The 26,105-nt window shown below is 41.7% G+C and carries 24 protein-coding genes, 1 riboswitch and 1 other annotated feature; of the genes, 18 read left to right on the forward strand and 6 right to left on the reverse strand.

Features of this window, described 5'->3' with window-relative positions:
• Nucleotides 1-185: 185 nt before the first annotated feature.
• Nucleotides 186-590 carry a hypothetical protein gene (locus tag ACE4RR_RS07270; RefSeq protein WP_375534747.1) on the forward strand — a complete coding sequence of 135 codons (405 nt, stop codon included), beginning with the start codon at nt 186-188 and terminating at the stop codon, nt 588-590.
• A gap of 44 nt (nt 591-634) precedes the next feature.
• Here ACE4RR_RS07270 and serA read toward each other — a convergent pair whose 3' ends face one another.
• On the reverse strand, nt 635-2,257 hold the full coding sequence (serA, locus tag ACE4RR_RS07275; protein WP_375534748.1) for a phosphoglycerate dehydrogenase: 1,623 nt from the start codon (nt 2,255-2,257) through the stop codon (nt 635-637).
• Between the two features lie 135 nt (nt 2,258-2,392).
• Nucleotides 2,393-2,618 (reverse strand) — a binding site (T-box leader).
• 141 nt (nt 2,619-2,759) lie between these two features.
• Here serA and ACE4RR_RS07280 point away from each other — a divergent pair.
• Nucleotides 2,760-3,809 (forward strand): M14 family metallopeptidase, encoded by a 1,050-nt coding sequence (locus ACE4RR_RS07280; RefSeq protein ID WP_375534749.1) that lies wholly within the window; start codon nt 2,760-2,762, stop codon nt 3,807-3,809.
• Between the two features lie 149 nt (nt 3,810-3,958).
• On the opposite strand, the gene ACE4RR_RS07285 is transcribed toward ACE4RR_RS07280, so the two are convergent.
• Nucleotides 3,959-4,450, reverse strand: coding sequence for an inorganic diphosphatase (locus ACE4RR_RS07285; RefSeq protein ID WP_375534750.1), 492 nt, complete (start codon nt 4,448-4,450; stop codon nt 3,959-3,961).
• Nucleotides 4,451-4,580: 130 nt separating this feature from the next.
• Nucleotides 4,581-4,829 (reverse strand): ferredoxin, encoded by a 249-nt coding sequence (locus ACE4RR_RS07290; RefSeq protein WP_375534751.1) that lies wholly within the window; start codon nt 4,827-4,829, stop codon nt 4,581-4,583.
• A 172-nt stretch (nt 4,830-5,001) separates the two neighbouring features.
• Here ACE4RR_RS07290 and ACE4RR_RS07295 point away from each other — a divergent pair, with 172 nt between their 5' ends.
• The 3 genes from ACE4RR_RS07295 to ACE4RR_RS07305 are packed head-to-tail and all read left to right on the forward strand — an operon-like array spanning nt 5,002 to nt 7,820.
• Nucleotides 5,002-6,087 (forward strand): YpbB family protein, encoded by a 1,086-nt coding sequence (locus tag ACE4RR_RS07295; protein WP_375534752.1) that lies wholly within the window; start codon nt 5,002-5,004, stop codon nt 6,085-6,087.
• Nucleotides 6,059-7,567, forward strand: a complete 1,509-nt coding sequence (locus ACE4RR_RS07300; protein WP_375534753.1) for a RecQ family ATP-dependent DNA helicase — start codon at nt 6,059-6,061, stop codon at nt 7,565-7,567. The genes ACE4RR_RS07295 and ACE4RR_RS07300 overlap by 29 nt, the downstream gene beginning before the upstream one ends.
• Nucleotides 7,568-7,583: 16 nt before the next feature.
• The gene (locus ACE4RR_RS07305) at nt 7,584-7,820 is read left to right on the forward strand and encodes a hypothetical protein (RefSeq protein ID WP_375534754.1); all 237 of its coding nucleotides are present in this window, start codon (nt 7,584-7,586) and stop codon (nt 7,818-7,820) included.
• 56 nt (nt 7,821-7,876) lie between these two features.
• On the opposite strand, the gene ACE4RR_RS07310 is transcribed toward ACE4RR_RS07305, so the two are convergent.
• Together ACE4RR_RS07310 and ACE4RR_RS07315 are read right to left on the reverse strand one after the other, a co-directional pair.
• Nucleotides 7,877-8,116, reverse strand: coding sequence for a hypothetical protein (locus tag ACE4RR_RS07310; RefSeq protein WP_375534755.1), 240 nt, complete (start codon nt 8,114-8,116; stop codon nt 7,877-7,879).
• 77 nt (nt 8,117-8,193) lie between these two features.
• Nucleotides 8,194-8,403 (reverse strand): hypothetical protein, encoded by a 210-nt coding sequence (locus ACE4RR_RS07315; RefSeq protein ID WP_375534756.1) that lies wholly within the window; start codon nt 8,401-8,403, stop codon nt 8,194-8,196.
• A gap of 222 nt (nt 8,404-8,625) precedes the next feature.
• Between ACE4RR_RS07315 and yhfH the strand changes: the two genes are divergently transcribed.
• From yhfH to ACE4RR_RS07345, 6 genes are all read left to right on the forward strand, one after another.
• Nucleotides 8,626-8,760, forward strand: coding sequence for a protein YhfH (gene yhfH / locus ACE4RR_RS07320; RefSeq protein WP_375534757.1), 135 nt, complete (start codon nt 8,626-8,628; stop codon nt 8,758-8,760).
• Between the two features lie 186 nt (nt 8,761-8,946).
• The gene (locus ACE4RR_RS07325; protein WP_375534758.1) at nt 8,947-9,702 is read left to right on the forward strand and encodes a metallophosphoesterase; all 756 of its coding nucleotides are present in this window, start codon (nt 8,947-8,949) and stop codon (nt 9,700-9,702) included.
• Nucleotides 9,703-9,744: 42 nt separating this feature from the next.
• Nucleotides 9,745-10,659: a MerR family transcriptional regulator gene (locus tag ACE4RR_RS07330; RefSeq protein ID WP_375534759.1), complete on the forward strand. Its 915-nt coding sequence runs from the start codon at nt 9,745-9,747 to the stop codon at nt 10,657-10,659.
• A 92-nt stretch (nt 10,660-10,751) separates the two neighbouring features.
• On the forward strand, nt 10,752-11,315 hold the full coding sequence (locus ACE4RR_RS07335; RefSeq protein WP_375534760.1) for an adaptor protein MecA: 564 nt from the start codon (nt 10,752-10,754) through the stop codon (nt 11,313-11,315).
• A gap of 172 nt (nt 11,316-11,487) precedes the next feature.
• Nucleotides 11,488-12,738, forward strand: a complete 1,251-nt coding sequence (locus ACE4RR_RS07340) for a Glu/Leu/Phe/Val family dehydrogenase (RefSeq protein WP_375534888.1) — start codon at nt 11,488-11,490, stop codon at nt 12,736-12,738.
• A gap of 125 nt (nt 12,739-12,863) precedes the next feature.
• Nucleotides 12,864-13,850 (forward strand): YpdA family putative bacillithiol disulfide reductase, encoded by a 987-nt coding sequence (locus tag ACE4RR_RS07345; RefSeq protein WP_375534761.1) that lies wholly within the window; start codon nt 12,864-12,866, stop codon nt 13,848-13,850.
• 158 nt (nt 13,851-14,008) lie between these two features.
• On the opposite strand, the gene ACE4RR_RS07350 is transcribed toward ACE4RR_RS07345, so the two are convergent.
• Nucleotides 14,009-14,986 (reverse strand): asparaginase, encoded by a 978-nt coding sequence (locus ACE4RR_RS07350; protein WP_375534762.1) that lies wholly within the window; start codon nt 14,984-14,986, stop codon nt 14,009-14,011.
• A gap of 105 nt (nt 14,987-15,091) precedes the next feature.
• Between ACE4RR_RS07350 and prsW the strand changes: the two genes are divergently transcribed.
• The 7 genes from prsW to ypeB all read left to right on the forward strand — a co-directional run bounded on the left by prsW (nt 15,092) and on the right by ypeB (nt 26,061).
• Nucleotides 15,092-15,760, forward strand: coding sequence for a glutamic-type intramembrane protease PrsW (gene prsW / locus ACE4RR_RS07355; RefSeq protein ID WP_375534763.1), 669 nt, complete (start codon nt 15,092-15,094; stop codon nt 15,758-15,760).
• Entirely contained in the window at nt 15,757-15,921 is a 165-nt protein-coding gene (locus ACE4RR_RS07360; protein WP_375534764.1) for a hypothetical protein, read from the forward strand. The genes prsW and ACE4RR_RS07360 overlap by 4 nt, the downstream gene beginning before the upstream one ends.
• 104 nt (nt 15,922-16,025) lie before the next feature.
• Nucleotides 16,026-16,131, forward strand: a riboswitch (SAM riboswitch).
• Nucleotides 16,132-16,296: 165 nt separating this feature from the next.
• Nucleotides 16,297-17,400 (forward strand): methionine biosynthesis PLP-dependent protein, encoded by a 1,104-nt coding sequence (locus tag ACE4RR_RS07365; protein WP_375534765.1) that lies wholly within the window; start codon nt 16,297-16,299, stop codon nt 17,398-17,400.
• A 30-nt stretch (nt 17,401-17,430) separates the two neighbouring features.
• Nucleotides 17,431-19,260 (forward strand): bifunctional homocysteine S-methyltransferase/methylenetetrahydrofolate reductase, encoded by a 1,830-nt coding sequence (locus ACE4RR_RS07370; RefSeq protein WP_375534766.1) that lies wholly within the window; start codon nt 17,431-17,433, stop codon nt 19,258-19,260.
• A 36-nt stretch (nt 19,261-19,296) separates the two neighbouring features.
• Nucleotides 19,297-22,752, forward strand: a complete 3,456-nt coding sequence (gene metH, locus ACE4RR_RS07375) for a methionine synthase (RefSeq protein WP_375534767.1) — start codon at nt 19,297-19,299, stop codon at nt 22,750-22,752.
• 990 nt (nt 22,753-23,742) lie between these two features.
• Complete coding sequence (gene sleB, locus ACE4RR_RS07380; protein ID WP_375534889.1) at nt 23,743-24,696, forward strand: spore cortex-lytic enzyme; 954 nt, start codon at nt 23,743-23,745, stop codon at nt 24,694-24,696.
• A gap of 12 nt (nt 24,697-24,708) precedes the next feature.
• A complete protein-coding gene (gene ypeB, locus ACE4RR_RS07385) occupies nt 24,709-26,061 on the forward strand; it encodes a germination protein YpeB (protein ID WP_375534768.1) in 1,353 nt (450 codons plus the stop codon).
• The last annotated feature ends 44 nt before the right edge of the window (nt 26,062-26,105 follow it).

A 26,105-nucleotide genomic window follows, 5' to 3' on the forward strand; every position in this document is an offset into this window, starting at 1 on the left:
TTTTTCACATACGATGATGGAGGAAGGGAGCTGCTTAAGTGAACGAATTAAAACGGTTGTCAGCAGTTGCATTATTTATTGTAATATTTATCATAATATTTATGTTTTTAGGGGTTTCGTCCTCCTATGCACATCTAGTCTGAACTATGGTAAACTTAAAGTACTATATATAAAGGAATTTTCTAATGACGAATCGGAACTGCGACAAGAGGATACATCTTGATGCCTCTCTTTTGCTATGGATGAATGAGCAGACGGGAAAGCGTAAAGGCGAAGAGTGGATATTGAACAGTTTTTTGTTCTTTCTACGGAAATTATATATCCATAAGAGTATTCGTATCGATCAAAATGGGAATCTTCACCGCCGCTTTTGGAAAGGAATGGAAGGAACTCTTCATTTCAAACTTCTTCAAAAGCATGAAAAACCGGGAAACATTTTATTTTATCAATTTATGGAAGAGGTTGCCCACAGTGAAAATTGGATAGTTATAGAAAGGGACAGAGCTGTACTTACTGAAAATGGAATTGACTTCTTGAAAATGCCGCGTTCAAGACAATGGAACCTAATATTAGGCTATGTCTGGCCATGATACATAAAGAAGCTTTCGCCCTGCCGGCAAAAGCTTCTTTATTATTAGAGTTCAATTTTGTCTGCAAGCTTTATTTCTTCGATTGAAGTAAGGGCGTTTAACACTCTGGAATCCGGCTCTTTATCAACAGCGAGCATCATGATCGCATCTCCGCCTTCTTCTTTTCTTCCAACCTGCATGGTTGCAATATTTACTTGATATTCTCCAAGCTTTTGTCCCATTTTACCAATTACACCTGGTTTATCTGTGTGCTGAATGTAGATAAGATGGCCGGTAGGATAAAAATCCACGTTAAAATCATTAATTCTAACTATGCGTGGTCCATACTCTTTTACATAAGTACCATGAACTGTAAAGGTCCGGTCTTCTCCATGAACCGTTGCTTTAATAAGATTCGAATATCCAAGCGCATTGGAATGATGCTTTTCTCCGTAAGAAATGCCTCGTTCTTTGGCAATGATAGAAGCATTCACATCGTTAACCGGAGCATCAATTCTTGTAGACAGAAAACCTGCAATAAGCGCCCTGGTCAGAACCGAAGTTTCGAGATCCGTGACTTCTCCGCTGTAATGTACATCCATTTCCTGCACCGGCGTTTTCATACTTTGGGATAAAATATGCCCCATTTTTTTCGTTAATTCATAATAAGGCTGAAGCGATTCAAATTTCTCTTTTGACATAGTCGGAAGGTTTATAGAGTTTAGTGCAGGCAGTCCATTTAGAAATTGAAGCACCTCTTCGGAAACCTGAGCAGCCACATTAAGCTGAGCTTCTTTTGTGGAGGCTGCAATATGTGGTGTTGAAATAACCTGGCTGAATTGGAGAAGCTCATTATCTGTCGCCGGCTCTTCCTCATATACATCAAGAGCTGCACCGGCTACATGACCAGTTTCGAGATAATATTTTAGTGCTCCTTCATCTATAATTCCACCGCGGGCACAGTTAATTAAAAAGACACCATTCTTGGTTTTCTTAATGTTTTCCATGCCAAGCAGTCCCTTAGTATCCTTTGTCAGTGGAGTGTGAACTGTAATAATATCTGACTCAGCAAGTACATCGTCCAGCTCACCAGTCTGAACCCCCATTTTCTCAGCTCTTTCTTTTGTCAAAAAAGGATCATAGACAGTTACTGTCATATCAAAGCCATGTGCACGTTTAGCCAGCTCAGATCCAATTCTTCCAAATCCGATAATTCCTAATTGTTTTCCACGAAGTTCAGTGCCCTGGAAAGCTTTTCTGTCCCACTTGCCACTTTTAACGGAGGCAGTGGCCTGAGGTATTTTGCGGGCAAGGGAAATCATCATCGCAAATGTATGCTCAGCTGTGGAAATCGTATTTCCATCTGGTGCATTTACTACAACAATTCCACGTTTGGTCGCCTCTTCAATTTCAATATTATCTACTCCCACACCGGCGCGGGCTATGATTTTCAACTTCGGCATACTATCCATAACTTCTGCGGTGACTGTGGTCGCGCTTCTCACCAGCAGGGCATCGTAATCAGAAAGATCTTTCGTTTCATGAACACTCTGCTGTACACATTCTACCTGCTGATTTTTCAATAGTGGCTCAAGTCCTTCGCTGCTCATTGAGTCAGATACTAACACGCGATAGGTCCCTTCAGCTGTAGTGCGTTCTTCTCTTTCAATCGCTGGCTGTTGAATCATTTTCCTTTCTCCACTCCCTTAAAGTTACTTTCTTTATTATAATAAACCACGTTTTCCGGAGTAAACCCGGAAAACTGGTGATTTTGCGGTGAAAGCGCTGCAATTAAAAAAACTTCCACCCACACGAAAGGATTCGTGAGGGGCGGAAGTTTCCGCGGTACCACCCTCTTTGCACAGACATTTGTCTGTCTCAAGGAGCAAAATTGCTCAAAGGTAACGGATTTATCCGATCTTTCTTACTATAACATGTTCGGAAAGACTGCCAGGAAGGGCTATCGGAAAGCTGATATTACCGTCTTTCAGCATACGCCGGCTCTCTGTGAATAATCCTGCTTTCTTCATTCTTCCTCGTTGCATATCATATTTGTATTTGTGCAATAGACAATAGTCTATTGAGAGTTGTAAGAAATTTAACACAAGTTTGGTTCGATGTCAATTCTAATTATAACACAGAGACATACGTTAATCGTATAGAGATTTTTTGGAAATGGAGGGCAAACATTTGATATATCATAAAGCGGTCAAAGGAGACACTCCAGCGAAAATCGCTCACCAGTATCATGCTGATCTCGAAACTTTCTATAGATTGAATCAATGCAGACCATCAGATTATATTGTGCCGGGTGAAAATTATATTATTGCCAGAACAAAGAATGCATCTTCAGAACATATAAATAATTGCTCGTTTGAGTATGGATGGAGAGAGCTTGAAAAAGACAGCAGGACATTGTCAGGACAGGTTAATAAATTCGAGATAGGCAGATCGGCCTGCCATCTGCCTATCTATGGCTTTTCAATTGGGGATGGCCCCCGTAAATTATTCATTTCTGCTGTCTGGCATGGGAATGAATGGCTGAATGGCTGGCTTTTGATGAAATTTTTAATTGCGCTTGATATTAAAAGTCGAAGGAGAGAAAGCTGGCTTGGATATGATGTGAATTCAATTCTGAAAAGTAATACGATTGCTACTGTGCCATTAGTGAATCCTGATGGTGCTGAGCTTGTTCAAGAAGGGGTACACGAGGAGAATCCTTATTATAACAGCATTCTTGAGATTAATGGGGGCATGAATTTGTTTCATCATTGGTCTGCCAATGCACGCGGTGTAGATTTAAATCATCAGTGGCCGGCCGGCTGGAAAGAGGAGTCGAGAACAAGTCCGCAGCGTCCGTTCCCGCGGCACTATGGAGGAGAAGCTCCTTTAACTGAGCCGGAAGCTAAAACTGTGTACACCTTCTCAATGGAACAGGAGTTTGATATGGTGCTTGCTCTGCATTCTCAGGGGGAAGAAATCTATTGGGGGTACAACGGATTCGAGCCGGTGGAAAGCCTGAGGATTGCCGAAAAGCTTGCTGCAGCCAGCTCATACCATCTTGTGAAAAATGCAGGCAGCGGCGCAGGCTATAAAGATTGGTTTATAAAAACATTTCGGCGCCCGGGGTTTACTGTAGAAACTGGAATCGGCCAAAATCCGCTGCCATTCTCACAGTCAGATAGGATATGGCTGTTTGCAGTACCGCTGCTGCTGCAATTCTGCAGTGAACCTCAGTAAATAATGTGGAGGTCCCACTCAAAATGAAGCTGAATCGACAAATCCAGGGAGACCCGGGGTGTGTCAGTGAAAAGACGGAGACTGAAGTTACAGATGATCAAAAAATAAAAGGGCTGTCACCAAAATAACTTTGGGTCAGCCCTTTCTCATTAAGATTGGTCTTTATAACGGTTTACACATTCTTCCACGAGTGCTGCTGCTGCTTCAGCACCTTCCCAGGCACCAATTTCTGTTTTCTTTTTCTGTAAATCTTTATAAGTTTCGAAGAAATGGGCGATTTCCTCTAGTTTGTGAGAAGGAACATCGTCAATGGAATGGACGTCTTTAAAACGTGGATCCTCTACAGGGACTGCGAGAAGTTTCTGGTCTTCCTCGCCATCGTCAATCATATTTAAAAAGCCAATAACTCGTGCGTCAATTACACATCCAGGAAAGGTAGGATTTGTAACAAGTACCAGAATGTCAAGAGGATCATTGTCAAGCGCAAGTGTTTCATCTATGTATCCATATTCAGCCGGGTAAAACATAGAAGAAAAGAGAACGCGGTCTAATTTGAAAACATTTTTCTCTTTGTCAAACTCGTATTTGTTCTGACTTCCTGTTGGTATTTCAATGAGTGCTTCAACAACCTTATTTGCCATATATAACGCCTCCTTAAAATTTATGATTCCATAAAGCATTATAGCAGGAATGAAGCGAAGATGAAAAGGATTCCCGGCGTTTACATAGAATAATAAAAAAACCAGGCACGGCGGCCTGGAAATTTAGACGTTACTCATATTTAAACGGATCTCCATCAAATGGATCATCAGCGATTTTAATAGAATCGGTCGGGCATCCTTCATATCCATCCATTAAATCTTCTTCAAGTTCCTCAGGAACTGCTGCGGTTCCCTTATTTTCATCAAGAATTACCTCTGCGAGACCTTCATCATCATAATCATAAATGTCTGGAGCAGCAGCTCCGCACGCCCCGCAGGCAATACATGTATCTTTATCCACAATGGTGTATTTTGCCATGTCAGCAAACCTCCTGCACGTAAAAAATTATCAGTATATGCGATTCTAAGCATGTGTTCTATGCTTGATCTATAAACGTCTATTTCATATTGTATTCTTTCATGATAAACTTTTCAACAGAAAAACTATTCATTTGCATCCCCTAATAATACTGATCTGAGGTGCAAAATATATGAATCCGCTTTCTTTTCATCAGGCTTTAATTTTACTCGTATTAACCGAAGTGCAGGAGGACAGGAGCTGCATGGCTGTCTTTCATATTATAAAAGGAAAAAAATCCTCCCAGACCATCCAGGATATAAAATGGTACGAGCTAGCTCATTTTTATTCATCTTCCCCATTTTTATCCGAGACAGAATTCCATAAGAACCTGCAATCTCTCCAGGCTGCCGGTTTTATTAAGCTGAAGGGAAAAAGCGCCTTTCTAACCGGCAAAGGGGAGGCGGCTGCGAGAGCGTGGATGAATTTCCACCCTGCCATCGACCATTTTAACGGCTGGAAATTTGGAACTTCAGCAGCCCCGTTTTGGAATCGTCTCACTCTACTAATCCAATCTCTTTCTCAAATGTTGGCACAAGAGCGAGCCTTTCTTCCCGCTACAGGTGATTTTGAGGCAAAGCAATGGGTAAAGCGCTATTGGCCTTCTGAGAAAACCAGCCAATTACAATTAGGCAGGCAGCTATACAAGGAAATGTTTGAAGTCCTTCAACAGCTCCCAGAAACAACCGCCAAAATAATGACACGAAGACTCTCAGGACGTAATCATTTTGGAAGAACGTTTCTGCAGCTTGCTGATGAGATGCAGAGGGAAAAAGATGAACTTTATTACGAGTTTTTCGCAGCCGTTCATTTTTGTATCAGCCAGTGCCAGCTTCATCCTTCCACATTTCCCATACTTTCAGATGTAGCCTCTCCACTTGTGCAATATAAGCCATTTACGATCTCTGCTTTAAAAACACTAAATTATTTAAATCAACACATGTCACTTAAAGATATCTCGGTAATACGCCGATTAAAACAGAGCACGATTGAGGATCATTTTGTCGAAATAGCCTCTGAGGATACCTCGTTTCCAATTGATTCCTATGTCTCAAAAACTAGACAAAAAGAAATTATGGATGCAGCTTCAACCTTGCAGACGCACCGGCTCAAGAATATTAAGGAATACGTTTCAGCAGATACAGATTATTTTTCCATTAGACTGACACTTGCTTATTTTGGGAGGAAATATGGATTATCTTCAGACAGAGCTTTATAAATGGTTCGGACTCACGGAGTTTCGAAGCCGTCAGGAGCAGATTATCTCTGCGGTTTTAAATAAACGAGATACGTTCGCAATGCTTGCCACTGGATCTGGCAAATCACTGTGCTACCAGCTTCCGGCATTAATACAAGATGGGCTTACAGTGGTGGTATCACCTTTGCTTTCTTTAATGCAGAATCAAGTTCAGGAATTAAAGGCAAAAAAAATTAAACAGGCAGCCGCCTTTAACAGCTTTCTTTCTTCTTCAGAGAAAAAAGATGTATTACTAAACATTAAATCATTAAAGATATTATACATTTCGCCTGAAAGTCTTCAGCAGAAGGAGGTTCTGCAAAGATTATCGTCGATCAATATATTTATGCTGGCTGTAGATGAAGCACACTGTATCTCACAATGGGGCCATGAATTCCGGACAGATTATCTCGAAATTGGAAAAGTCCGTTCCATGCTCGGTTATCCTGTATGTCTTGCATTAACTGCAACCGCGACTTCCGAAGTAAAAGAAGATATTAAAAAGCACTTACACATGCGGGAGCCACTGGAGGTTTCAACTTCTGTAGACAGGCCAAATATCTCTTTGGAGGTACTCAGTATTGATACTGAGCATGAAAAACAAAAACAGCTCTTATCCTTTGTAAAATCAATGGCCGGTCCTGGGCTGGTATACGTTTCGTCACGTAAAAAAGCAGAACAATTAGCCGCCATGCTCCACAGGCTGCCTGATATATCAGCAGCTGCCTATCACGGAGGCATGTCTTCAGAAGACCGTATATTAATACAGCAGCAATTTTTGAATGATCACTTACATATCATTTGTTGCACGAATGCTTTTGGTATGGGGGTAAATAAAAACAATATTCGATTTATTGTTCACTATCATTATCCCAAGGATTTAGAATCGTTTGTACAGGAAGTAGGCAGAGCAGGAAGAGATGGTTTAAATAGTGCTGCACTGTTGTTAAATGCCAGCGAAGATCATGTCCTTCCTCGTCTTCTTATCGAAAAAGAATTTCCGGATGATCTGCAAATGAGGCAGGCTTTATTAGATTGGCCGGAAATTTCAAGTCTTAAAAAAATACCACTTAGAAATTATTTTCTAGAAAAATTAGGCTGGGAAGAACAATCTATGCATTTTTTCCTGTATTATATAAAAAAGCGAATTGAAACTCACGGTAAGTTAGAAGTAGAAGAAACATTAAAATACCTGCTTTCTATTATAAGTAATCGAAAAAATAAAAAGAAAGCAAAGCTTGAATACATGGAAAGGTGGATAAACAGCAGTACATGCAGACGGTCATCATTACTGCGATATTTCAATGAAACGCCGGGGCTCAAAGTGGAAAACTGCTGTGATATTTGCGGGATAGCTGTCAGAGAATCTGTAAATAAAGAGCATAAGTATAATAGCATTGACCTTTCCTGGAAGGAAGAATTGAAAGAAATTTTCCATTTTGTAGAAAGAGCTGACTTTTAAAAAAGGGGGCAGACCTGTGACAAACCATGAATATAAAGATCAGGCAGAAGACTTACGACGGTTAAACAAAATAAAAACAGAAAAGAAGGAGCACACGAGCAGTCATATAACAACTTCTGCCCTTCCTTCAAGAAAGCTCGCGCATAAAAAAAAGGCAGGGCTCCGTATCCGCCTACCTTTAGCCAGCCTGCTGCTTATTTTATTTTTATGTATCGTTGCTGCCGCTGCTGCTTTCCCATTTTTAATAAATTGAAATACAAATTCCGGCCGCACAGCTGCACCGATTCAAAAGCTGGCGGCCTGAATGCGTTAAACGAGGGAAGACTTAGACTCATTCATAATTCTCTGACCGATAAAAACAAAGTGATTTCTGTTAAAATACGTTTTCGAAATACATATATGCCGGGAAGTAAACGAAGCAATTTTTCCAAAAGCAACCGTAGATTCTGTGTACAGACAGTAGACTTCAACAGGTATTCCAAGACGATAGTTGTATTCAATATCCTCCTCAGTAACTAAAGAGCGGCGTGTTAATTTGTTCAGCTTCATAATCATCCGCCTCCGGAAAGTAAATATGAATTTCCTCCCTCTTATTATATTTTAAATTGAAAGAATATTCAATATAATTACAAGCCCTCTTCTAAAGAAAAATTAACGGCTCGTTCTTCCTCTGAGAGAGGAGAAGATAATATTAAGCCGGCAAAACAGAAAATAACACCAACGATCATCAAAATAAACGGCACGAATAATGAACGCTTACTGATTAGAAAAAATAACAAAAGAATAAATCCTGAACCAAAGCCGGCAGCTCCGATAAGAAATATAAATAGATCCATCGATAAAGCGCCTCCAATCTTTTTAAGCCTATATTTAAATTATAAACTAACTATCTAAAGAAAAAAGGAAATGAATTGCATAATATGTGACGGCTTAGTTATACAACAGATAAAAATAGGCTTAAATGTTGCAAAACAGCATTGACTTCGGACATACTGTTATAATACAATATCAGTAACATATATAGAGACTAATACAGAATTAAAGGAGATGAGAAAATAATGAAAAGAGTCATGGAGTTTTTTAGAAATCTTCCGCAAAAGCAATGTTCTGATTGTGGAGAAATTATGGAAGAACAGCATGAGTCTTACATGAATCAGTGTGATAAATGCCTGCGTCATTCCCAGCATATGTAACAGCGAGAACGGGAGCCCGTTCTTTTTTTTGTGCATTTTTCAATCAGTTCCTAATTGAAAAACAAAGTTTAATTCAGGCGTTAGAAGGAAATATATATACTATATGCTCTGTTCAGATTCATTTTTGCTGATTTTTTGCTAAAATACATTATAGTGATTGTCTATTACTTAGAAAGGCAGATTCCATTGAGATATTTCAACAGCTTCTTAATAGCAGCATTCTTTTTATTTGTTTATATGCTCTCACTGGCAAAAGGGAATAATGTTACATCAGAAAAGATTTATTTAAAAAATTTGCCTGAACAATTCAGAGGTCAGAGCATTTTTTTTATTTCGGATATTCATAACAGGTTAATTTCAGACAAAATAATAAACAGAGTAAAGGATAAAGCTGAACTCGTTATCATCGGCGGGGACTTAATGGAAAAAAATGTTCCATTGGAGAAAGTTCGAATAAATGTAAAAAAGTTGACGGAGATAGGGAAAGTACTCTTCGTATGGGGGAATAATGATGGGGAGAACCTGGATGAGGAATTTTCTTCAGTACTGCAGAATGAAGGAGTTTTTTTGCTTGAAAACGATTTTTACAAATGGAATATCTCGGGAGAATCTTTATATATAGCCGGTTTAGATGACTGGAGCAGAGGTAGAGCTAAAACCTCTTTTCTTACAAATCTGCCGGGCCCGTTGATATTGGTAATGCACGATCCTGCTATGACTGCAAGGCTTCCATCAGGGCATTGTATTCAGTGTGCCTTTACGGGACATACCCATGGAGGACAAATCCGTCTGGGACCGTTAGGGTTACGTGAAAAAGGCGGATGGAAAAACCGAAACGGTATACCAGTGCTTGTCAGCAGCGGGTATGGGACTACCTGTCTCCCCCTTAGACTGGGCGCCCCCTCTGAAACTCATCTAATTAGTTTGTATGAAAAAGTGTAATTGCAAATGCTGTAAATGACGATAGCCGGCGGAGGGACGGAGATGATTAAAAAAGAGGGAAAGTACAATATTAAGGCAATCTCAACGATGCTTGGGATTCAGCCGGGCACACTGAGGGCATGGGAAAGAAGATATAAAATTGTGGAGCCGGTCAGAAATCAGGCTGGGCACAGATTGTATACCGATGAGCATGTTTCTGTCTTAAAGTGGCTGCTTGACAAAGTAAACAAAGGATTCACAATAGGTCAGGCAGTGGATTTATTGGAACAGACAAATATAGCAGAAGACGAAGCAGAAACGTTTTTCCAGGAGGATCAGTCGAATAAGATCGCACAGGAAATTTTACAGGCGCTGCTTGCGTTTAAAGAACAAAAGGCCCATGAGCATATGAATAAAGCATTTGCCATGTTCAGTATCGAAAAAGTGGCTATAGACATTTTAGGTGCACTTCTTTATAAAGTCGGTGACATGTGGGAAAAAAAAGAGGTTACTGTAGCCCATGAACACTATGTAACGGCATTTTTACGAACTAAAATAGGTAATATATTTCACAGCTATCCGATTGACGGATTTTTGCCGAAGGTAGTTGCTGTAGCAGGACCGGATGAAAAGCATGAACTCGGCTTGATGATATTCACTCTTTTTCTTAGAAGAAAAGGGTTTGAAGTGATTTATTTAGGGGCAGGAATCCCTGAAGAGGATGTAGTCCACGTTATTCGCGAAGTTGATGCAAAGCTGTTTTTCACATCATGCACCCTCATTGAAAATCTTGATGGGACTTTAACATTAATTGATATGCTTTTAGAGGAATTTCCATCTTTGAAAATTGGGGCAGGCGGTTTTGCCTTTGATTCAATGCCGGAGCTGCAGAAACAATCCTATAAATCTCAGCTCGTCGGTCCAGCCAAAGAAGTATGGGAACAGTGGGTTCAACAGTCGATGTTTGAAAAAGGCTGAATAACTAATTCTCACCGATACGAGAGTTTTAGAATACAGTATAAAAAGAAAAAAACTTCCATTTAGTGAGATGAGCCCGGGAGGATACAAACATGGAACTCTACAGTTGGGCGGATGAGTCAGTTAAAGTGCTTGTCACAAAGAAAGAACTCAATCGTGCTGGTATAGATATGGAATGTAATTTTGGAGAAGAAGAAGCTGCAGAGAATTTTTTTCATAAACTATTTAATATTGTACGAAGTCATTTTTTGATTCCTGCTGATTGCAATATGGATGCAGAAATGGAGGAAACGGAAGACGGGGCGGTTATTTTTTATATGCATTTTTATGATGAACTGGGTAATATTATATCCTTGAATCATCGAGCCGGTTCTTGGAATCGCTCCATCATCATCCGGTTTGTCAACATGGAAAACATTCACGCATTTGCAGAGCTGGCGAGAAATGAAGGCTTGAAGGGCGGAGCTCTTTATGAGTGGTATCCGTGTTTTTATTTGTCCATTCCACTGCCAGCTAATGCAGCGAAAAAAGAAAAAGTGATTGCCCTGGCAGAAGAATATGGAGAGAGAACACGCATTTCAGTGGAGACTTTAAATAAAAAAGCACAGCGTGTCATATCAAAATCCGCTTTACATGAACTGCAGATCCGTAAATAAGAAAATCTCTTCACTCTTTATCTGTGGGACCAATTTCTGCTTTTTATGGAAATGAAAAATATTATTCTTTATAGTAGTAGGTAAGGTGCACAAGAATGCTGATAAAGCAAATTGCCGCAGGGGTGAATAAAGAATGACAGATCATAAAAATAAGAATGCAGGTAATGAACAGATGAAAGAGCCTGAGAATTTGGATGTGCTGACATCGACGCAGACTGTTATATATGATGCTTTGAACAAATTAGGATATCCGCAGGAAGTATATGAGCTGATGAAGGAGCCCCTGCGTCTGCTTACGGTCAGAATTCCAATACGGATGGATGATGGAACTACGAAGGTGTTTACAGGTTACAGAGCACAGCACAATGATTCAGTTGGACCGACGAAAGGCGGGGTTCGCTTCCACCCTGACGTTACAGAAAAAGAAGTAAAGGCACTCTCCATTTGGATGTCCTTAAAAGCCGGAATTGTTGACCTACCATATGGTGGTGGAAAAGGAGGCATTGTCTGTGATCCAAGGCAGATGTCGTTTCGAGAGCTGGAGCGGCTGAGCCGCGGTTATGTCCGGGCAATTAGTCAGATAGTCGGGCCTACGAAAGATATTCCTGCTCCCGATGTGTTTACAAATTCTCAAATTATGGCATGGATGCTGGATGAATACAGCCGAATACGCGAGTTCGATTCTCCCGGGTTTATTACGGGTAAACCAATCGTGCTTGGTGGTTCGCATGGAAGAGAATCCGCTACCGCAAAAGGTGTAACTATCTGTATTCGTGAAGCAGCAAAGAAAAAAGGTATGGATATGAACGGGGCAAGGGTAGCTATTCAGGGGTTTGGGAATGCGGGTAGTTTTCTTGCAAAATTTATGCATGATTCTGGAGCGAAAGTTGTCGGAATAGCAGATGCGTATGGTGCCCTTTATGATGAAGATGGTCTTGATATTGATTATCTTCTTGACAGAAGGGACTCTTTCGGGACCGTTACAAACTTATTTAAAGAAAGGCTTACAAATACAGAGGTTCTGGAAGTAGAATGTGACATCCTGGTTCCAGCAGCGATAGAAAATCAGATTACGGAACAAAATGCAGATAAAATAAAAGCTAAAATCATAGTTGAAGCAGCAAATGGTCCGACAACCTGGAAGGCAACCCAAATCCTGAATGAACGGGACATTCTGCTTGTCCCCGACGTGCTTGCAAGTGCGGGGGGAGTCACGGTGTCCTATTTTGAATGGGTACAAAACAATCAGGGTTATTACTGGACAGAAGAAGAGGTTGAAAAACGGCTGGAAAAAGTCATGGTCAATTCATTTGAAAATATTTACCGCCTTTCTCAAGGGAGGAAGGTAAATATGAGACTTGCGGCATACATGATCGGTGTCAGGAAAATGGCCGAAGCATCGCGATTTAGAGGGTGGATCTAATTTTATTTGTATAAGCCGGCTTCCGGGTTTCTCCGGCGCGGCTTTTTTTGATTTAATTATTCTTTAGTAAAGAATGGAAGTATACAAGAGGAAAGTTTTTCATTAGAAAGGAAGAGTTTATCAAGGTGGTACAACAGGAAAGCGTTATAATCATAGGAGCTGGCCCTTGTGGACTTTCTGCTGCAATAGAGCTTCAAAAAGCTGGGGTCGAACCGCTCGTTATTGAAAAAGATAATATTGTTCATTCTATTTATAATTATCCTTTGCATCAAACCTTTTTCAGTTCGAGTGATAAACTGGAAATAGGAGGATTTCCGTTTCCATCCAACGGACGCAAGCCTGTCAGACAGGAGGCGCTGGTGTATTACCGCAAAGTCGCTTTAAAGAGAAATATCCGTATAGCCTCTTTTGAAGAGGTTACGGCTCTCTGCAGGAATTCAGGCTGCTTTTTTGTTGATACGAGAAAAAAAACAGGAGAATCACACCATTATTCTGCCAACCAAGTGGTGATTGCCACAGGTTATTTCAACAACCCCAATTATATGAATATTGAAGGCGAGGACCTTTCTCATGTAAATCATTATTTCCGTGATGGACATCCTTATTTCAAGAAAAATGTAGTCATCATCGGCGGGAAAAATTCTGCTGTAGATGCTGCGCTCGCATTAGAGCAGGCAGAAGCAAACGTGACACTGCTTTATCGGGGTGAAAGCTTCACCGATACGGTAAAGCCTTGGATACTGCCTGATTTAAATGCATTAATTAGAGATAATAAAGTAATGGTTCATTTCAGAGCGGAGGTCAGCAAAATAACAAATACTGAGGTCCATTACATACAGGATCAAATGGTCAAAGCAGTCCCTGCGGATGCGGTTTTTTCCATGACAGGCTATCACCCTGACCAGACTCTATTGAAAAGCTCAGGTGCCTCTGTCAATGTTCAGACAGGTAAGCCAGTTTTTAATGAAGATACAATGGAAACGGACGTTAAGGGCCTGTTTATTGCTGGAGTGATTGCTGCAGGAATAGATGCTAATGAAATCTTTATAGAAAATGGAAGATTCCACGGAGAGAAAATTGCAGAAGAAATTCGAAAGCAGACCCAGAATTAATCTGCGTCTGCTTTATTGTTTAATAAATATTAAGGCAGTTGATGGTTGAAAATCAAAACTATTGCATATCTGCGAAACGCTTCCGCTTTCTCCAGAGAGGCGGGGATGTAACCAATACGATTTTTTTAGAAATTCCGGCAGCCCGGCTGGCCCAATCATCATTGAAGCTGTTCAAAGGTGTGTTGAAGTTTATATTTATCTAAATTTACTGAAAGAGCAGCCAGTAATTTTAAGCGGGCTTTAGGGCCGGTGAGGCCGTTCGAAAATATGATGCCCATTTCCTTTAACCGGCGGCCGCCGCCTTCATAGGAATAGGTGTCCTGTACGATACCGCTGAAGGAACGTGACACCAGTACAATGGGTATACCGCGGTCGAGTACCTCTTTTAATGGCATTAACAGAGCAGGGGGCACATTCCCCTGGCCGAGAGCCTCCAGCACGAGTCCATCGAAGCGCTGCGATATAAAATGACGAAAACTATCTTCTTCCATTCCTGCGTAACATTTAATCAATAGAACTTTTTTTGAAAGTTTTGACACTGGAAAATGATCTCTTTTTACAGGTTTTCTTGGAAAGAGAATTCCTCGTTTAGTTATCAATCCCACTGGGCCATAAGGCGGGCTTTGAAAGGTCGCTATGTTAGAAGAATGTGTTTTAGTCACGTGCTCTGCCGTGTGTATTTCATCGTTCATAACGACGAGTACTCCCATACCCCTTGCATTATCTGAAGCAGCTGTCCGTATGGAGGAAACAAAATTGTGAGGTCCGTCGGGGCTTATTTCGTTGCTCGAACGCATTGCGCCTGTAATGACGATTGGATACTCGTCATGATGCAGCAGATCAAGCATATAGGCAGTCTCCTCAAGAGTGTCGGTGCCGTGAGAGATCACTACACCATCTGCCGGCTTGTCCGCCATACATTGTTCTATGAAGCGAAATAAATCCATCATATGTGCCGGAGTAATATGGGGTGAGGGCAGATGTAAAAAGGAATGTACACTAATATTTGCGAATTCTGCAGCAATTTCCTCCCATTCGTGGAGTGGATTCTTTGTGTCAGGAGAGACATCTCCGGTAGTTTTGTTCTCTTTCATAGAAATGGTGCCGCCTGTGTGAATCACTAAGATATTATTCAACGTTCATGCCCTCCCTTTCAATATTCTCCTACTATCTTAATCTTTCTTTTACTGTCTGAAAATACCGTGTTACGATAAAAGCGGTCTAGAAGGGGCGGATGCGAGGTGATTGCACTAATAACGGCTGCACTGGCGCCTGCTGTTGCACTGTTAAGTTACTTTTTTTTAAAAAACAAATATGAAAGAAATACCGCCTGGCAGGTAATGCGCTCTTTTATCATGGGTGTTTTGTTAGTGTTTCCGATAATGGTTTTACAGTATGCACTCCGGACAGAGGGAGTACTAACAGAAGAGTGGCAGGAAGCATTAGCGGGGGCAGCTCTTCTGGAAGAATTTTTTAAATGGTTTTTACTTTATTTTCTTGTTTACCGGTTCGCGGAATTCAGGACCAGGTATGATGGAATTGTATATGGAGTTGCCCTTTCGCTTGGTTTCGCCACTGCAGAAAATGTTTTATACTTAATGGCAGTTGGCATAGATTATGCCTTTGGAAGAGCAGTCCTTCCCGTTTCCAGTCATGCACTGTTCGGGGTAGTAATGGGTTATTATTTCGGATGTGCCCGTTTTCCGGAGAAAAGAAGCTCCGTTTTTTGGATCATTTCTGCGCTGGTACTGCCTATTGTTTTACACGCTGTATACGATTTGATATTATTAACTACTCATGAAAATATTTTAATAATGATGGTGCCATTTATGTTTTTCCTTTGGTGGTTCGCCTTATCTAAAACTAAGCATGCCAATAAAACGCCGCAGAAAAAGGGGATGGAAGCTTGACTGTCAACATCCGTTATAAAGTTGTGATCCGCTGCCCAAAATGTAGTGAAAAATATATTCTCCGTGGAAAACACAATGCAGAAGGCGAACTGGAGACTGGTTTTAAACGATGTGTGTGCGGAAACGAAACAGATTTATTAATCGACATTTCTCCAGAATAATTCTAAATTAATTATTGGAAAGCTGCGCAGATCGTGAAGATTGCGCTTTTCTTATTGCAATTACGACAAATTTCATGTACGGTTTAATTACAATTGAAAAATTATTCTTATCAAGAGAGATGGAGGGACAGGCCCTAAGAAATCTCAGCAACCAGCTGCTGCGGCGGTCAGGTGCTAAATCCATCAGACGATTCGTCTGAGAGATGAGAAGAAGTGTATGTTTTATCACTTAACAGGCCTTCTTCTAACCGGAAGAAGGTTTTATTATATTACAGAACATTTAACGTGCTATTTACTTCAGTGAACCTGTTAGAATTCTGCACAGCAGAATTATACATATATACTATCTTAGACTTAAAAAAGGTGGCTATTGCTATGAACAACAATCATCATTTAGATACGAAGCTTGTGCAGGTAGGCAACAAAAAGGATAATCATACGGGAGCTGTCAGTGCTCCGCTTTATTTTTCTACTGCCTATAGACATGAGGGCATCGGTCAGTCGACAGGCTTCGATTACTCAAGAACCGGCAATCCGACAAGATTGATATTAGAAGAAGCTATCGCTGAGCTTGAGGGTGGTTCTAAAGGTTTTGCCTTAAGCTCCGGCATGGCAGCGATACAGACATTATTTGCATTGTTTAATCAGGGCGACGAGATTCTAGCATCACAGGATCTTTATGGAGGAACGTATCGTCTATTTGAGGAAGGCTGGAAAAACTGGGGCGTCCCTATTCAATACGGGGACCCGCGTAATCTGCAGGCTTTCGCTGAGAAAATAAACGGCCGCACAAAGGCTCTTTTTATAGAAACACCTACTAATCCTCTGATGCAGGAAGCAGATATTCCTGCCCTTGCCGCAATAGCAGAAGAACACAATTTGCTGCTGATCGTTGACAATACTTTTTATACTCCTCTGCTGCAGCAGCCGCTGAAAATGGGTGCTGATATAGTTTTACACAGTGCCTCTAAGTATCTCGGGGGTCATAATGATGTGATTGCCGGATTAATTGCTGCTAAGGACGAAGCTATTTGTGAACAAATTAATGCCTTTCATAATGGTATGGGCACAATTCTTTCTCCAATGGATTCCTGGCTGTTAATGCGCGGCATGAAAACGCTGGCACTGAGAATGGAAAAACATACGGAAAATGCCCGGGAAATTGCTGAATTTCTTGAAAAGCACGACAAGATTACCGATGTTTTATACCCAGGCAAAGGAGGAATGCTCTCCTTTCGCGTTCAAAATGAGGAATGGGTGGATCCTTTACTGCGGAAGCTGAAGCTGGTGACTTTTGCTGAAAGCCTTGGCGGAGTTGAAAGTTTTATGACTTATCCTGCAACGCAGACGCATGCAGATGTTCCTGAAGAAGTGAGAATTGCAAACGGCGTCTGTAACCGGCTGCTTCGTTTTTCTGTAGGAATAGAAAATGTTGAAGACCTCACCGCAGACCTTGATCAGGCACTCGCTTCACTTTAGAACCCGTAGACAGAAAGGATGAATGAGTAAGTGGACTTGATGAATGAATTAAAAAACAGAGTGCTTGTCGGCGACGGAGCGATGGGGACGTACTTATACGAAAAAGGCTATAGTGGGTCTTTTGAACAATTAAACTTAAGAGCTCCTGAGACCGTAAGAAATGTGCATCAGGAATATATTGAGGCGGGGGCCGAAGTTATACAGACAAATTCATACGCTGCCAATCGAATTAAACTTCAAAACTACAATTTAGATAACGATGTAGAACGTATTAATAAAGAGGCTGTAAAGATTGCTAAATCAGCGGCAGCGGGAAATGTTTTTGTTTGTGCGACGATCGGTGGAATTAAAGGAGTTCAAAAGCTTGAGGCTGAAGACAAAGAAATAGAAAATGCGTTAATAGAGCAATGTGATGCCCTTTTGTCGGAAAAGCCGGATGGGATTATCCTTGAAACTTTTTATCATTTTGATGAGCTGCTTTCCATGACTAAAGCAATAAGAAACAGAACGAATTTGCCTATTATTGCACAGGCTGCCCTTGGTGAGGTCGGTGTAATGCACGGCGGAAAGCCTCTTCATGAGGTTTTCAGCGAATTGACCGCGGCTGGAGCGGATGTAGTAGGATTAAACTGCAGAATGGGACCTTATCATATATTAAGATCGCTAGAAACTGTACCCCTGAATGAAAATTCATATATTTCAGCTTATCCAAATGCAAGTCTGCCTGACCTGGATGATGGCCGATTCGTATATCAATCAAATCCGGATTATTTTTATGAGAGAGCTCTTGACCTTCGCAAGCAGGGTGCACGATTGATAGGCGGCTGCTGCGGAACAACACCAAGTCATACGAAAGCCGTTGCAAAAGCTGTAAAAGGATTGGCACCGGCTCTTCAAAAACAAACAGTAATCGTAAAAGAACCTCAGCTTGATCAGCCGGGCACCACAGTCGAATTTGAACGTCTTGATAAGAAAGTCAAGAAAGAGCCAACGATTATAGTAGAACTTGATCCTCCTAAAAAGCTGGCAACGAATAAATTTATGAGAGGCGCAGAAGCTTTATATGAGGCTGGGGCAGACGCAGTGACAATGGCTGATAACTCCTTAGCATCTCCGCGAATTGATAACCTTGCTATGGGAGCGCTCGTCAAGGAGCGTACTAATGCCCGTCCACTTTTGCATATCGCATGCAGGGACAGAAATTTAATCGGTCTGCAGTCTCAGCTTCTAGGCATGCATGCACTTGGTATTCAAGACGTTCTTGCTGTGACAGGAGACCCGACAAAGGTTGGAGATTTTCCAGGAGCTACGTCGGTATATGATGCGACTTCCTTTGATCTAATTTCACTGATGAAAGAGATGAACGAGGGCCGTTCTTTTTCTGGAAAATCACTCGGCCAAAAAACTTCGTTTACTGTGGCAGCTGCATTTAACCCTAATGTGAGATCACTTGAACGTGCCGTCAAAAGATTAGAGAAAAAGATAGATGCGGGTGCGGATTATTTTATGACTCAGCCAGTTTACGGTGAACAGCAATTTAAAGACATCTATGACGCAACAAAGCACCTTGCGACACCTGTCTTTATTGGGATTATGCCACTTGTAAGCAGTAGAAATGCGGAATTTCTCCATAACGAAGTACCAGGTATTAAATTAACAGATGAGATAAGAGATCGAATGGCTGCCTGTGGTGAGGATCGAGAAAAAGCAGCCATGGAAGGTATTCACATATCAAAGACACTGATTGATAATGCTCTTGAATACTTCAATGGCATATACCTTATTACTCCTTTTCTGCGGTATGACATCACAGCAGAGCTGACGAGTTATATAAAAGAAGGCGTATTAAATAAATCATAACATGGACCTCAGGTATGGGTGAGAAGGAGTGGAACGATGACAGCTGCAAAGGAAAGCTTAAAAGACAGACTTGGAAAATCAATCTTGCTGCTCGATGGGGCAATGGGTACGATGCTTCAAAATGCAGATTTAACTCCAGAGGATTTTGGCGGCGAGCACTATGACGGCTGCAATGAGTTTTTAAACGTCACAGCTCCGCATGTAATTGACCGCATTCATAGAGATTATCTTTCAGCCGGAGCAGATATCATTGAAACGAATACGTTTGGAGCGACAAGCATCGTACTGGCTGATTACGACCTCCAGGATAAAGCAGAAGAGCTTAATATCGCAGCCGCCAAACTTGCGAAGAAAGCAGCAGAGGATTTCTCCACAGATAATTTTCCGCGTTACGTAGCAGGGGCGATGGGACCAACTACAAAGTCGCTGTCCGTGACGGGTGGAGCGACGTTCGAAGAACTGACAGAGGCATATCGTGAGCAGGCTATAGGGTTGATAAAAGGCGGCTCGGATTTACTGCTGCTCGAAACGAGCCAGGATATGAGAAATGTAAAGGCAGCATATTTAGGAATTAAGCAGGCGGAGAGTATAACTAACACTGAGATGCCATTAATGATATCTGGTACGATCGAGCCGATGGGCACCACACTGGCGGGGCAGACAATTGAATCTTTTTATATTTCACTAGAGCACATGAACCCGACCGTTGTTGGACTTAACTGCGCTACCGGACCTGAATTTATGCGTGATCATCTAAGGTCTCTTTCTGAACTTGCAAAAACCTATGTCCATTGCTATCCTAATGCTGGGCTTCCGGATGAGGAAGGACATTATCATGAATCACCGGATTCACTTGCGGCGAAGCTGAAATCGTTTGCGGAGAAAGGATGGCTGAATGTTGTAGGAGGGTGTTGTGGTACAACACCTGAACACATTGAAGTGATGCGGGAAACATTGAAGGATTTTACCCCGCGGACCCCTGTAAAAGATCATCCCCACTCCGTATCCGGGATCGAACCACTTGTGTATGAGGAAGATATGCGCCCACTTTTTGTAGGGGAGAGAACGAATGTTATCGGCTCTCGTAAATTTAAGCGGCTGATTAATGAAGAAAAATTTGAAGAAGCTTCTGAAATTGCAAGAGCTCAGGTTAAGCGGGGAGCTCACGTAATAGATGTCTGTTTAGCAGACCCGGATCGTGAAGAGCTTGAAGATATGGAAACTTTTTTGAGTTACGTTGTAAACAAAGTCAAGGTTCCATTGATGATTGATTCCACGGATGGTGCAGTAATAGAAAAAGCGCTGACCTACTCTCAGGGAAAGGCGATCATAAATTCAATCAACTTAGAAGATGGTGAAGAACGTTTTGAACAGATCGTTCCAATTATAAAAAAATTCGGTGCAGCCGTGGTGGTAGGTACGATTGATGAAACGGGAATGGCTGTCTCAGCTGAAAGAAAGCTTGAAATAGCGAAAAGGTCCCATGATTTACTCGTGAACAAATACGGCATGAACGCAAAAGATATTATTTTCGATCCGCTCGTTTTTCCTGTGGGAACAGGAGATGAACAATATATAGGGTCAGCTGAAGCTACTGTAGATGGAATTAAATTAATTAAAGAAGCTCTGCCGGACTGCTTAACGATCCTGGGGGTGAGTAATGTCTCCTTTGGGCTTCCTCCAGTTGGCCGTGAAGTTTTGAATGCTGCATACATGTATTATTGCACCAATGCCGGGCTTGATTACGCGATTGTCAACACAGAAAAGCTGGAGCGTTTTGCAAGTATTCCAGATTATGAAAAGGAACTGGCCAGAAAGCTTCTTTTTGAAACCTCTGATGAGACCCTTGCTGAATTTACCGCTCATTACCGTGGGAAAAAATCAGAGAAAAAGAAAATAGAAAAAAACCTATCTCTTGAGGACAGATTATCTGAGTACATCGTTGAGGGGACGAAAGAAGGGCTGTATGAAGATCTTGACGAAGCCCTGAAAAAATTTGCCCAGCCACTGGATATAATCAACGGACCTCTGATGGCAGGAATGGATAAGGTAGGTAAATTATTTAATAACAATGAATTAATTGTTGCAGAGGTACTTCAAAGTGCTGAAGCTATGAAGGCAGCGGTTGCACATCTTGAGCCGCATATGGATAAAAAAGAAGATGATTCGGGCAAAGGCAAAATACTTTTGGCAACAGTTAAAGGAGATGTGCATGATATCGGGAAAAATCTTGTCGATATCATTTTAACTAATAATGGATTTAAAATTGTAAATCTTGGTATCAAAGTAACATCGAATGAATTAATCGAAGCCATAAACAAAGAGAGACCTGATGCGATTGGATTAAGTGGTCTGCTCGTGAAATCAGCTCAGCAGATGGTTCTGACAGCTCAGGATTTGAAAAATCAAAAAATATCCATTCCAGTTCTTGTGGGAGGGGCTGCACTAACAAGAAAGTTTACCGAGCAGAAAATCAGCGCTGAATATGAAGGAATGGTACTTTACGCAAAAGATGCCATGAACGGACTGGATCTTGCCAACAAGCTCGCGGTACCGGATGAAAAAACGAAGCTTCAGCAGTTACTCGATGACAAAAGGAAAAAGCGGATAGAACTTGGCTCCGGAGCAAAGGAATCTAAACAAACAAATATTGCCCCGGTGCCGGAGAGGTCTCAGGTTGCACTAGATGTTCCAGTCCGTATTCCTCCTGATTTAAAAGAGCATGTCCTAAAAAATCACAGCATTGCTCACCTGCAACCGTACGTTAACCTGCAGATGCTGCTTGGAAAACATTTAGGCCTGCAGGGGAAGGTCAGCCGGCTTTTGGCGGAAAATGATAAAAAGGCTGTTGAACTTAAAAATAAAGCGTTTGATCTTCTTGACCGGGCCAAAACAGAGGGACTCTTGAAGGCACACGGTTTGTACAGATTTTATCCTGCACAGTCTAAGGGTAATCAAATATTCATTTATGATGATCCTAAGGCACAAAATGTATTAGAAACGTTTACTTTTCCGCGGCAGCCACGGTCTCCACACTTGTGTCTCGCTGATTTTGTCAGACCTGTCAGCAGCGGCGAGATAGACTATATCGGATTTCTAACAGTGACTGCCGGCGAAGGTGTTCGCGGACTGTCTGCACAGGCAAAAGATAAAGGTGACTATTTGTTTAGTCATTTGATCCAGGCAACAGCTCTCGAACTTGCAGAAGGCTTTGCTGAACGTATCCATCAAATGATGAGAGATCAATGGGGAATCCCGGATTCACCGGATATGTCAATGGAAGAGCGTTTCTCTGCAAAATATGAAGGAATACGTGTTTCGTTTGGATATCCCGCCTGCCCTGATTTAGAGGATCAAGCGAAGCTGTTCAGACTGCTCCAACCGAATAAAATCGGTGTGGAACTAACCGATGAGTATATGATGGAGCCGGAAGCCTCTGTATCTGCAATGGTATTTGCTCATCCGGAAGCTAGATATTTCAGTGTTTTATAATTAATAGTGAAGCGGGGCTGTCAAAAGGTCATAAAAAATGGCCTTTTGACAGTCCATTTTTTCGATTCTATAAGAGATTTGTTGGTTAGGAGGAACTTATACCCCCTCGTATGAATGGCTCTTCAGCTCTTGCTTTTCCGCGACGCACCGGACGTGCTAGCGTCGATGATGGCCACATGACGTGGCCGGTTTTAGTCGACCCGGCGTCTCACCTGATCGCCAATCAAAAATAATGGACGCTCTAACATCGAATCCCTCCCCTTTTATGTATTACTTTCATTGTACAAAAAAAGAGTGCCTTTCTTTTATAGATCAAAGAAAATCACTCTTTTTAGTTTTCCCTTTGTTGATTCCACGATGAGCGTTCGGGGGTGACGCCTGCGGGAACAGCGCGAGCCGAAGATCCACTTGGTCAAGTGATCTTCTGGACCAAGTTAGCTGAGGCCGTGCCCGCGGCAAGCATCCACCGATAAGCGATTCGTGAGAATCCACAACAAACTGTAACAGATCTTTCAGATTAGAAATAGGAAAGTATAAGAAAAGCTAAAGCTTCTGCCGGAAAGCCTGACAGAACGCCAAGATTTTCTTTATACATTTCAAGGGTGAAGAGAAGAAGGAAGAAAGTATAAGAAAAGCTAAGGCTTCTGTCGAAAAAGCCTGACAGAACGCCAAGATTTTCTTTATACATTTCAAGGGTGAAGAGAAGAAGGAAGAAAGTATAAGAAAAGCTAAGGCTTCTGTCGAAAAAGCCTGACAGAACGCCAAGATTTTCTTTATACATTTCAAGGGTGAAGAGAAGAAGGAAGAAAGTATAAGAAAAGCTAAGGCTTCTGTCGAAAAAGCCTGACAGAACGCCAAGATTTTCTTTATTGGAAAAAATGAATAAAAACGGTAGTCCAGAAGAAAATAAAGGTAAGCCTAGCAAGTAAATTGAACAGGGAGGTTTAGACTACCGTGCAAATAAAGAAAGTAAAACGTGGGAAAAGTGTAATGTTTTTAGTGATGGCAGGGTTGATTATGATGGTTTTTCAACCCGCGCAGGCGGCTGCTTTTTCCGATCAGATCATCCAGAAAGGTGCCACTGGAGATGACGTAATTGAGCTTCAGGCCAGAATGCAGCATAACGGATTTTTTAATGGAAAAATTGATGGAGTTTTTGGCTGGGGCACATACTGGGCGGTTAAAAATTTCCAGGAAGATTTTGGGATAGAAGTTGACGGCCTGGTTGGAGATGAGATGAAACAAAAGCTGGAACAGACGACGGAATACGATGAGGCTTTCGTAAAAGAAGCACTGGAAAACGGCCGCAAATTCACGCATTACGGCGGTACTCCAAAAGACATTCAAAAGGGTGCGAAAGGAAGCTCGGATAAGGGAAAAAGTCAGGGTGAAAAGCAGCAGGCACCATCCGGGCAGGATAGAGACACTGCTCCAGAAGGCAAACAAGATGAGCAGGCACCTGCTCCAGAGCAGCCGGAACAGGGCGGAGGAGAAGGACAGCCTTCACAGGAAGCGCCACAGCCAGCTGAACCAGAAGAGCAGGACAATCGTGCAAATATCCAAAAAGCAATGAACGTGCCGGAAGGGTATTCAGAAAATGATATTCAATTAATGGCAAACGCAGTTTACGGAGAAGCTCGCGGGGAGCCATATGAGGGACAGGTTGCTGTGGCAGCAGTTATTATCAATCGAATTAACAGCGCAACATTTCCTAATACGGCTGCAGGAGTAATTTTTGAACCCCGGGCATTCACGGCGGTGGCAGATGGTCAAATCTATATGACGCCTAACGAAGAAGCTAGAAAAGCAGTTCTTGATGCTATCAATGGTCAGGATCCGTCAGACGGAGCAATATATTACTTTAATCCTGATACTGCAACCTCAGGTTGGATCTGGGGCAGACCACAAATCAAAAATATTGGTAAGCACGTTTTCTGTAAATAATGGAGGTGATTCATGATGATTAGAACTATAATTATTGCTGTGTTAGTGTTAGCACTTGTCGGTACAGGTTTCTGGGGAGTAAGTCAGGCGAATGAAAATGAAGCTCTAAAAAATTCAACCGAGAATAACTATCAGCGTGCGTTTCACGATCTCGCGTTTCACCTTGATCAGCTCGAGGATGAAGTCGGCTCCACCCTTGCTATGAATTCTAGAAAACAATTGTCCAGCTCTATGGCAGAGGTATGGAGAATAACCTCATTGGCTCAAAGTGAACTTGGCCAGCTTCCACTCGGTATTATGAATTTAAACGAGACAGAGGAACTTCTATATAATATAGGAGATTTCAGCTATAACACATCCGTAAGAGACCTTGAGGATGAGCCGCTTACAGATAAAGAGTATAAAAGACTGGAGAAGTTTTATAATGAATCAGGTGAAATCAAGAATGATCTCCGGAAATTGCAGGCATCTACCCTGAAAGAAAACTGGAAGTGGAACGATGCAGAAACTGCGATGAATATGAATGATAATCCGGAAGACAATTCAATCGTTAATGGATTTCAACTGATTGATGAAAAGGTAAAAGGGTACGCTGAAACTGATTGGGGCGCAGAAAACGGATTTACGCCTGATGTAGACGAGAAACTAGCTGAGACTTTATCCGGGAAAGAATATACTGAAGAGGAAGCCGTCGAAAAAGCAAAAGAATTTATCGGTCTGCCGGATGATATGGAAGCGACAGTAGAACCGTTAGGAGAAGGAGTAGCTTATGAAGGCTATTCAATGAAGATAAAGGAGCCTGAAGGTGAAGCTGATATATCACTGGACATGACCAAAAAAGGCGGGCATCCTCTCTGGTTTTTACAATCCAGACCTATTGATGAACCTGAAATCAGTCTCAACGAAGCTTCAGAAAAAGCAGCAGAATTCCTTGATAGAAATGGATTTGAAAACATGCAGGTACTGGATAGTAAACAATACGACACAGTCGGAACGTTTTTGTTTGCTCCAGTAGTTGACAATACTCGAATTTATCCAGACTCAGTTATGATGGAAATCGCTCTTGATGACGGTGAAGTGGTTGGATTTAAAGGGGCAGATTATGTCGCCAATCATAGGGACCGGGGCGAGTTTACACCAGCGATTACTGAAGAAGAAGCAAAAGAGAAAGTAAATCCAAAAGTTGATATCATGGAATCTTCTCAGGCGCTCATATTCAATAAAGCGGATAAAGAGGTGTTATGCTACGAATTCATCGGGCGTCTAAACGACGACACTTTCAAAATTTATATTAATGCGGACAACGGGGATGAAGAATTAGTACAAAAAATGAGCAATGCCGAACCAGTTTACGATACGATGTAGTTCGAAAAAGAAGAAGCATAAACTGCTTCTTCTTTTTTACATTT

This window comes from Alteribacillus sp. HJP-4 (assembly GCF_042139015.1).
Taxonomy (GTDB): domain Bacteria; phylum Bacillota; class Bacilli; order Bacillales; family Marinococcaceae; genus JBHIKY01.

Coding starts and splice junctions, on each gene's coding strand:
- serA (WP_375534748.1), bottom strand. CDS start 2,257: ATGATTCAACAGCCAGCGATTGAAAGAGAAGAACGCACTACAGCTGAA.
- ACE4RR_RS07340 (WP_375534888.1), top strand. CDS start 11,488: ATGAAAGAGCCTGAGAATTTGGATGTGCTGACATCGACGCAGACTGTT.
- ACE4RR_RS07365 (WP_375534765.1), top strand. CDS start 16,297: ATGAACAACAATCATCATTTAGATACGAAGCTTGTGCAGGTAGGCAAC.
- ACE4RR_RS07270 (WP_375534747.1), top strand. CDS start 186: ATGACGAATCGGAACTGCGACAAGAGGATACATCTTGATGCCTCTCTT.
- ACE4RR_RS07315 (WP_375534756.1), bottom strand. CDS start 8,403: ATGGATCTATTTATATTTCTTATCGGAGCTGCCGGCTTTGGTTCAGGA.
- ACE4RR_RS07285 (WP_375534750.1), bottom strand. CDS start 4,450: ATGGCAAATAAGGTTGTTGAAGCACTCATTGAAATACCAACAGGAAGT.
- ACE4RR_RS07295 (WP_375534752.1), top strand. CDS start 5,002: ATGAATCCGCTTTCTTTTCATCAGGCTTTAATTTTACTCGTATTAACC.
- sleB (WP_375534889.1), top strand. CDS start 23,743: ATGTTTTTAGTGATGGCAGGGTTGATTATGATGGTTTTTCAACCCGCG.
- ypeB (WP_375534768.1), top strand. CDS start 24,709: ATGATGATTAGAACTATAATTATTGCTGTGTTAGTGTTAGCACTTGTC.
- ACE4RR_RS07310 (WP_375534755.1), bottom strand. CDS start 8,116: ATGAAGCTGAACAAATTAACACGCCGCTCTTTAGTTACTGAGGAGGAT.
- yhfH (WP_375534757.1), top strand. CDS start 8,626: ATGAAAAGAGTCATGGAGTTTTTTAGAAATCTTCCGCAAAAGCAATGT.
- ACE4RR_RS07330 (WP_375534759.1), top strand. CDS start 9,745: ATGATTAAAAAAGAGGGAAAGTACAATATTAAGGCAATCTCAACGATG.
- metH (WP_375534767.1), top strand. CDS start 19,297: ATGACAGCTGCAAAGGAAAGCTTAAAAGACAGACTTGGAAAATCAATC.
- ACE4RR_RS07300 (WP_375534753.1), top strand. CDS start 6,059: ATGGATTATCTTCAGACAGAGCTTTATAAATGGTTCGGACTCACGGAG.
- ACE4RR_RS07335 (WP_375534760.1), top strand. CDS start 10,752: ATGGAACTCTACAGTTGGGCGGATGAGTCAGTTAAAGTGCTTGTCACA.
- ACE4RR_RS07290 (WP_375534751.1), bottom strand. CDS start 4,829: ATGGCAAAATACACCATTGTGGATAAAGATACATGTATTGCCTGCGGG.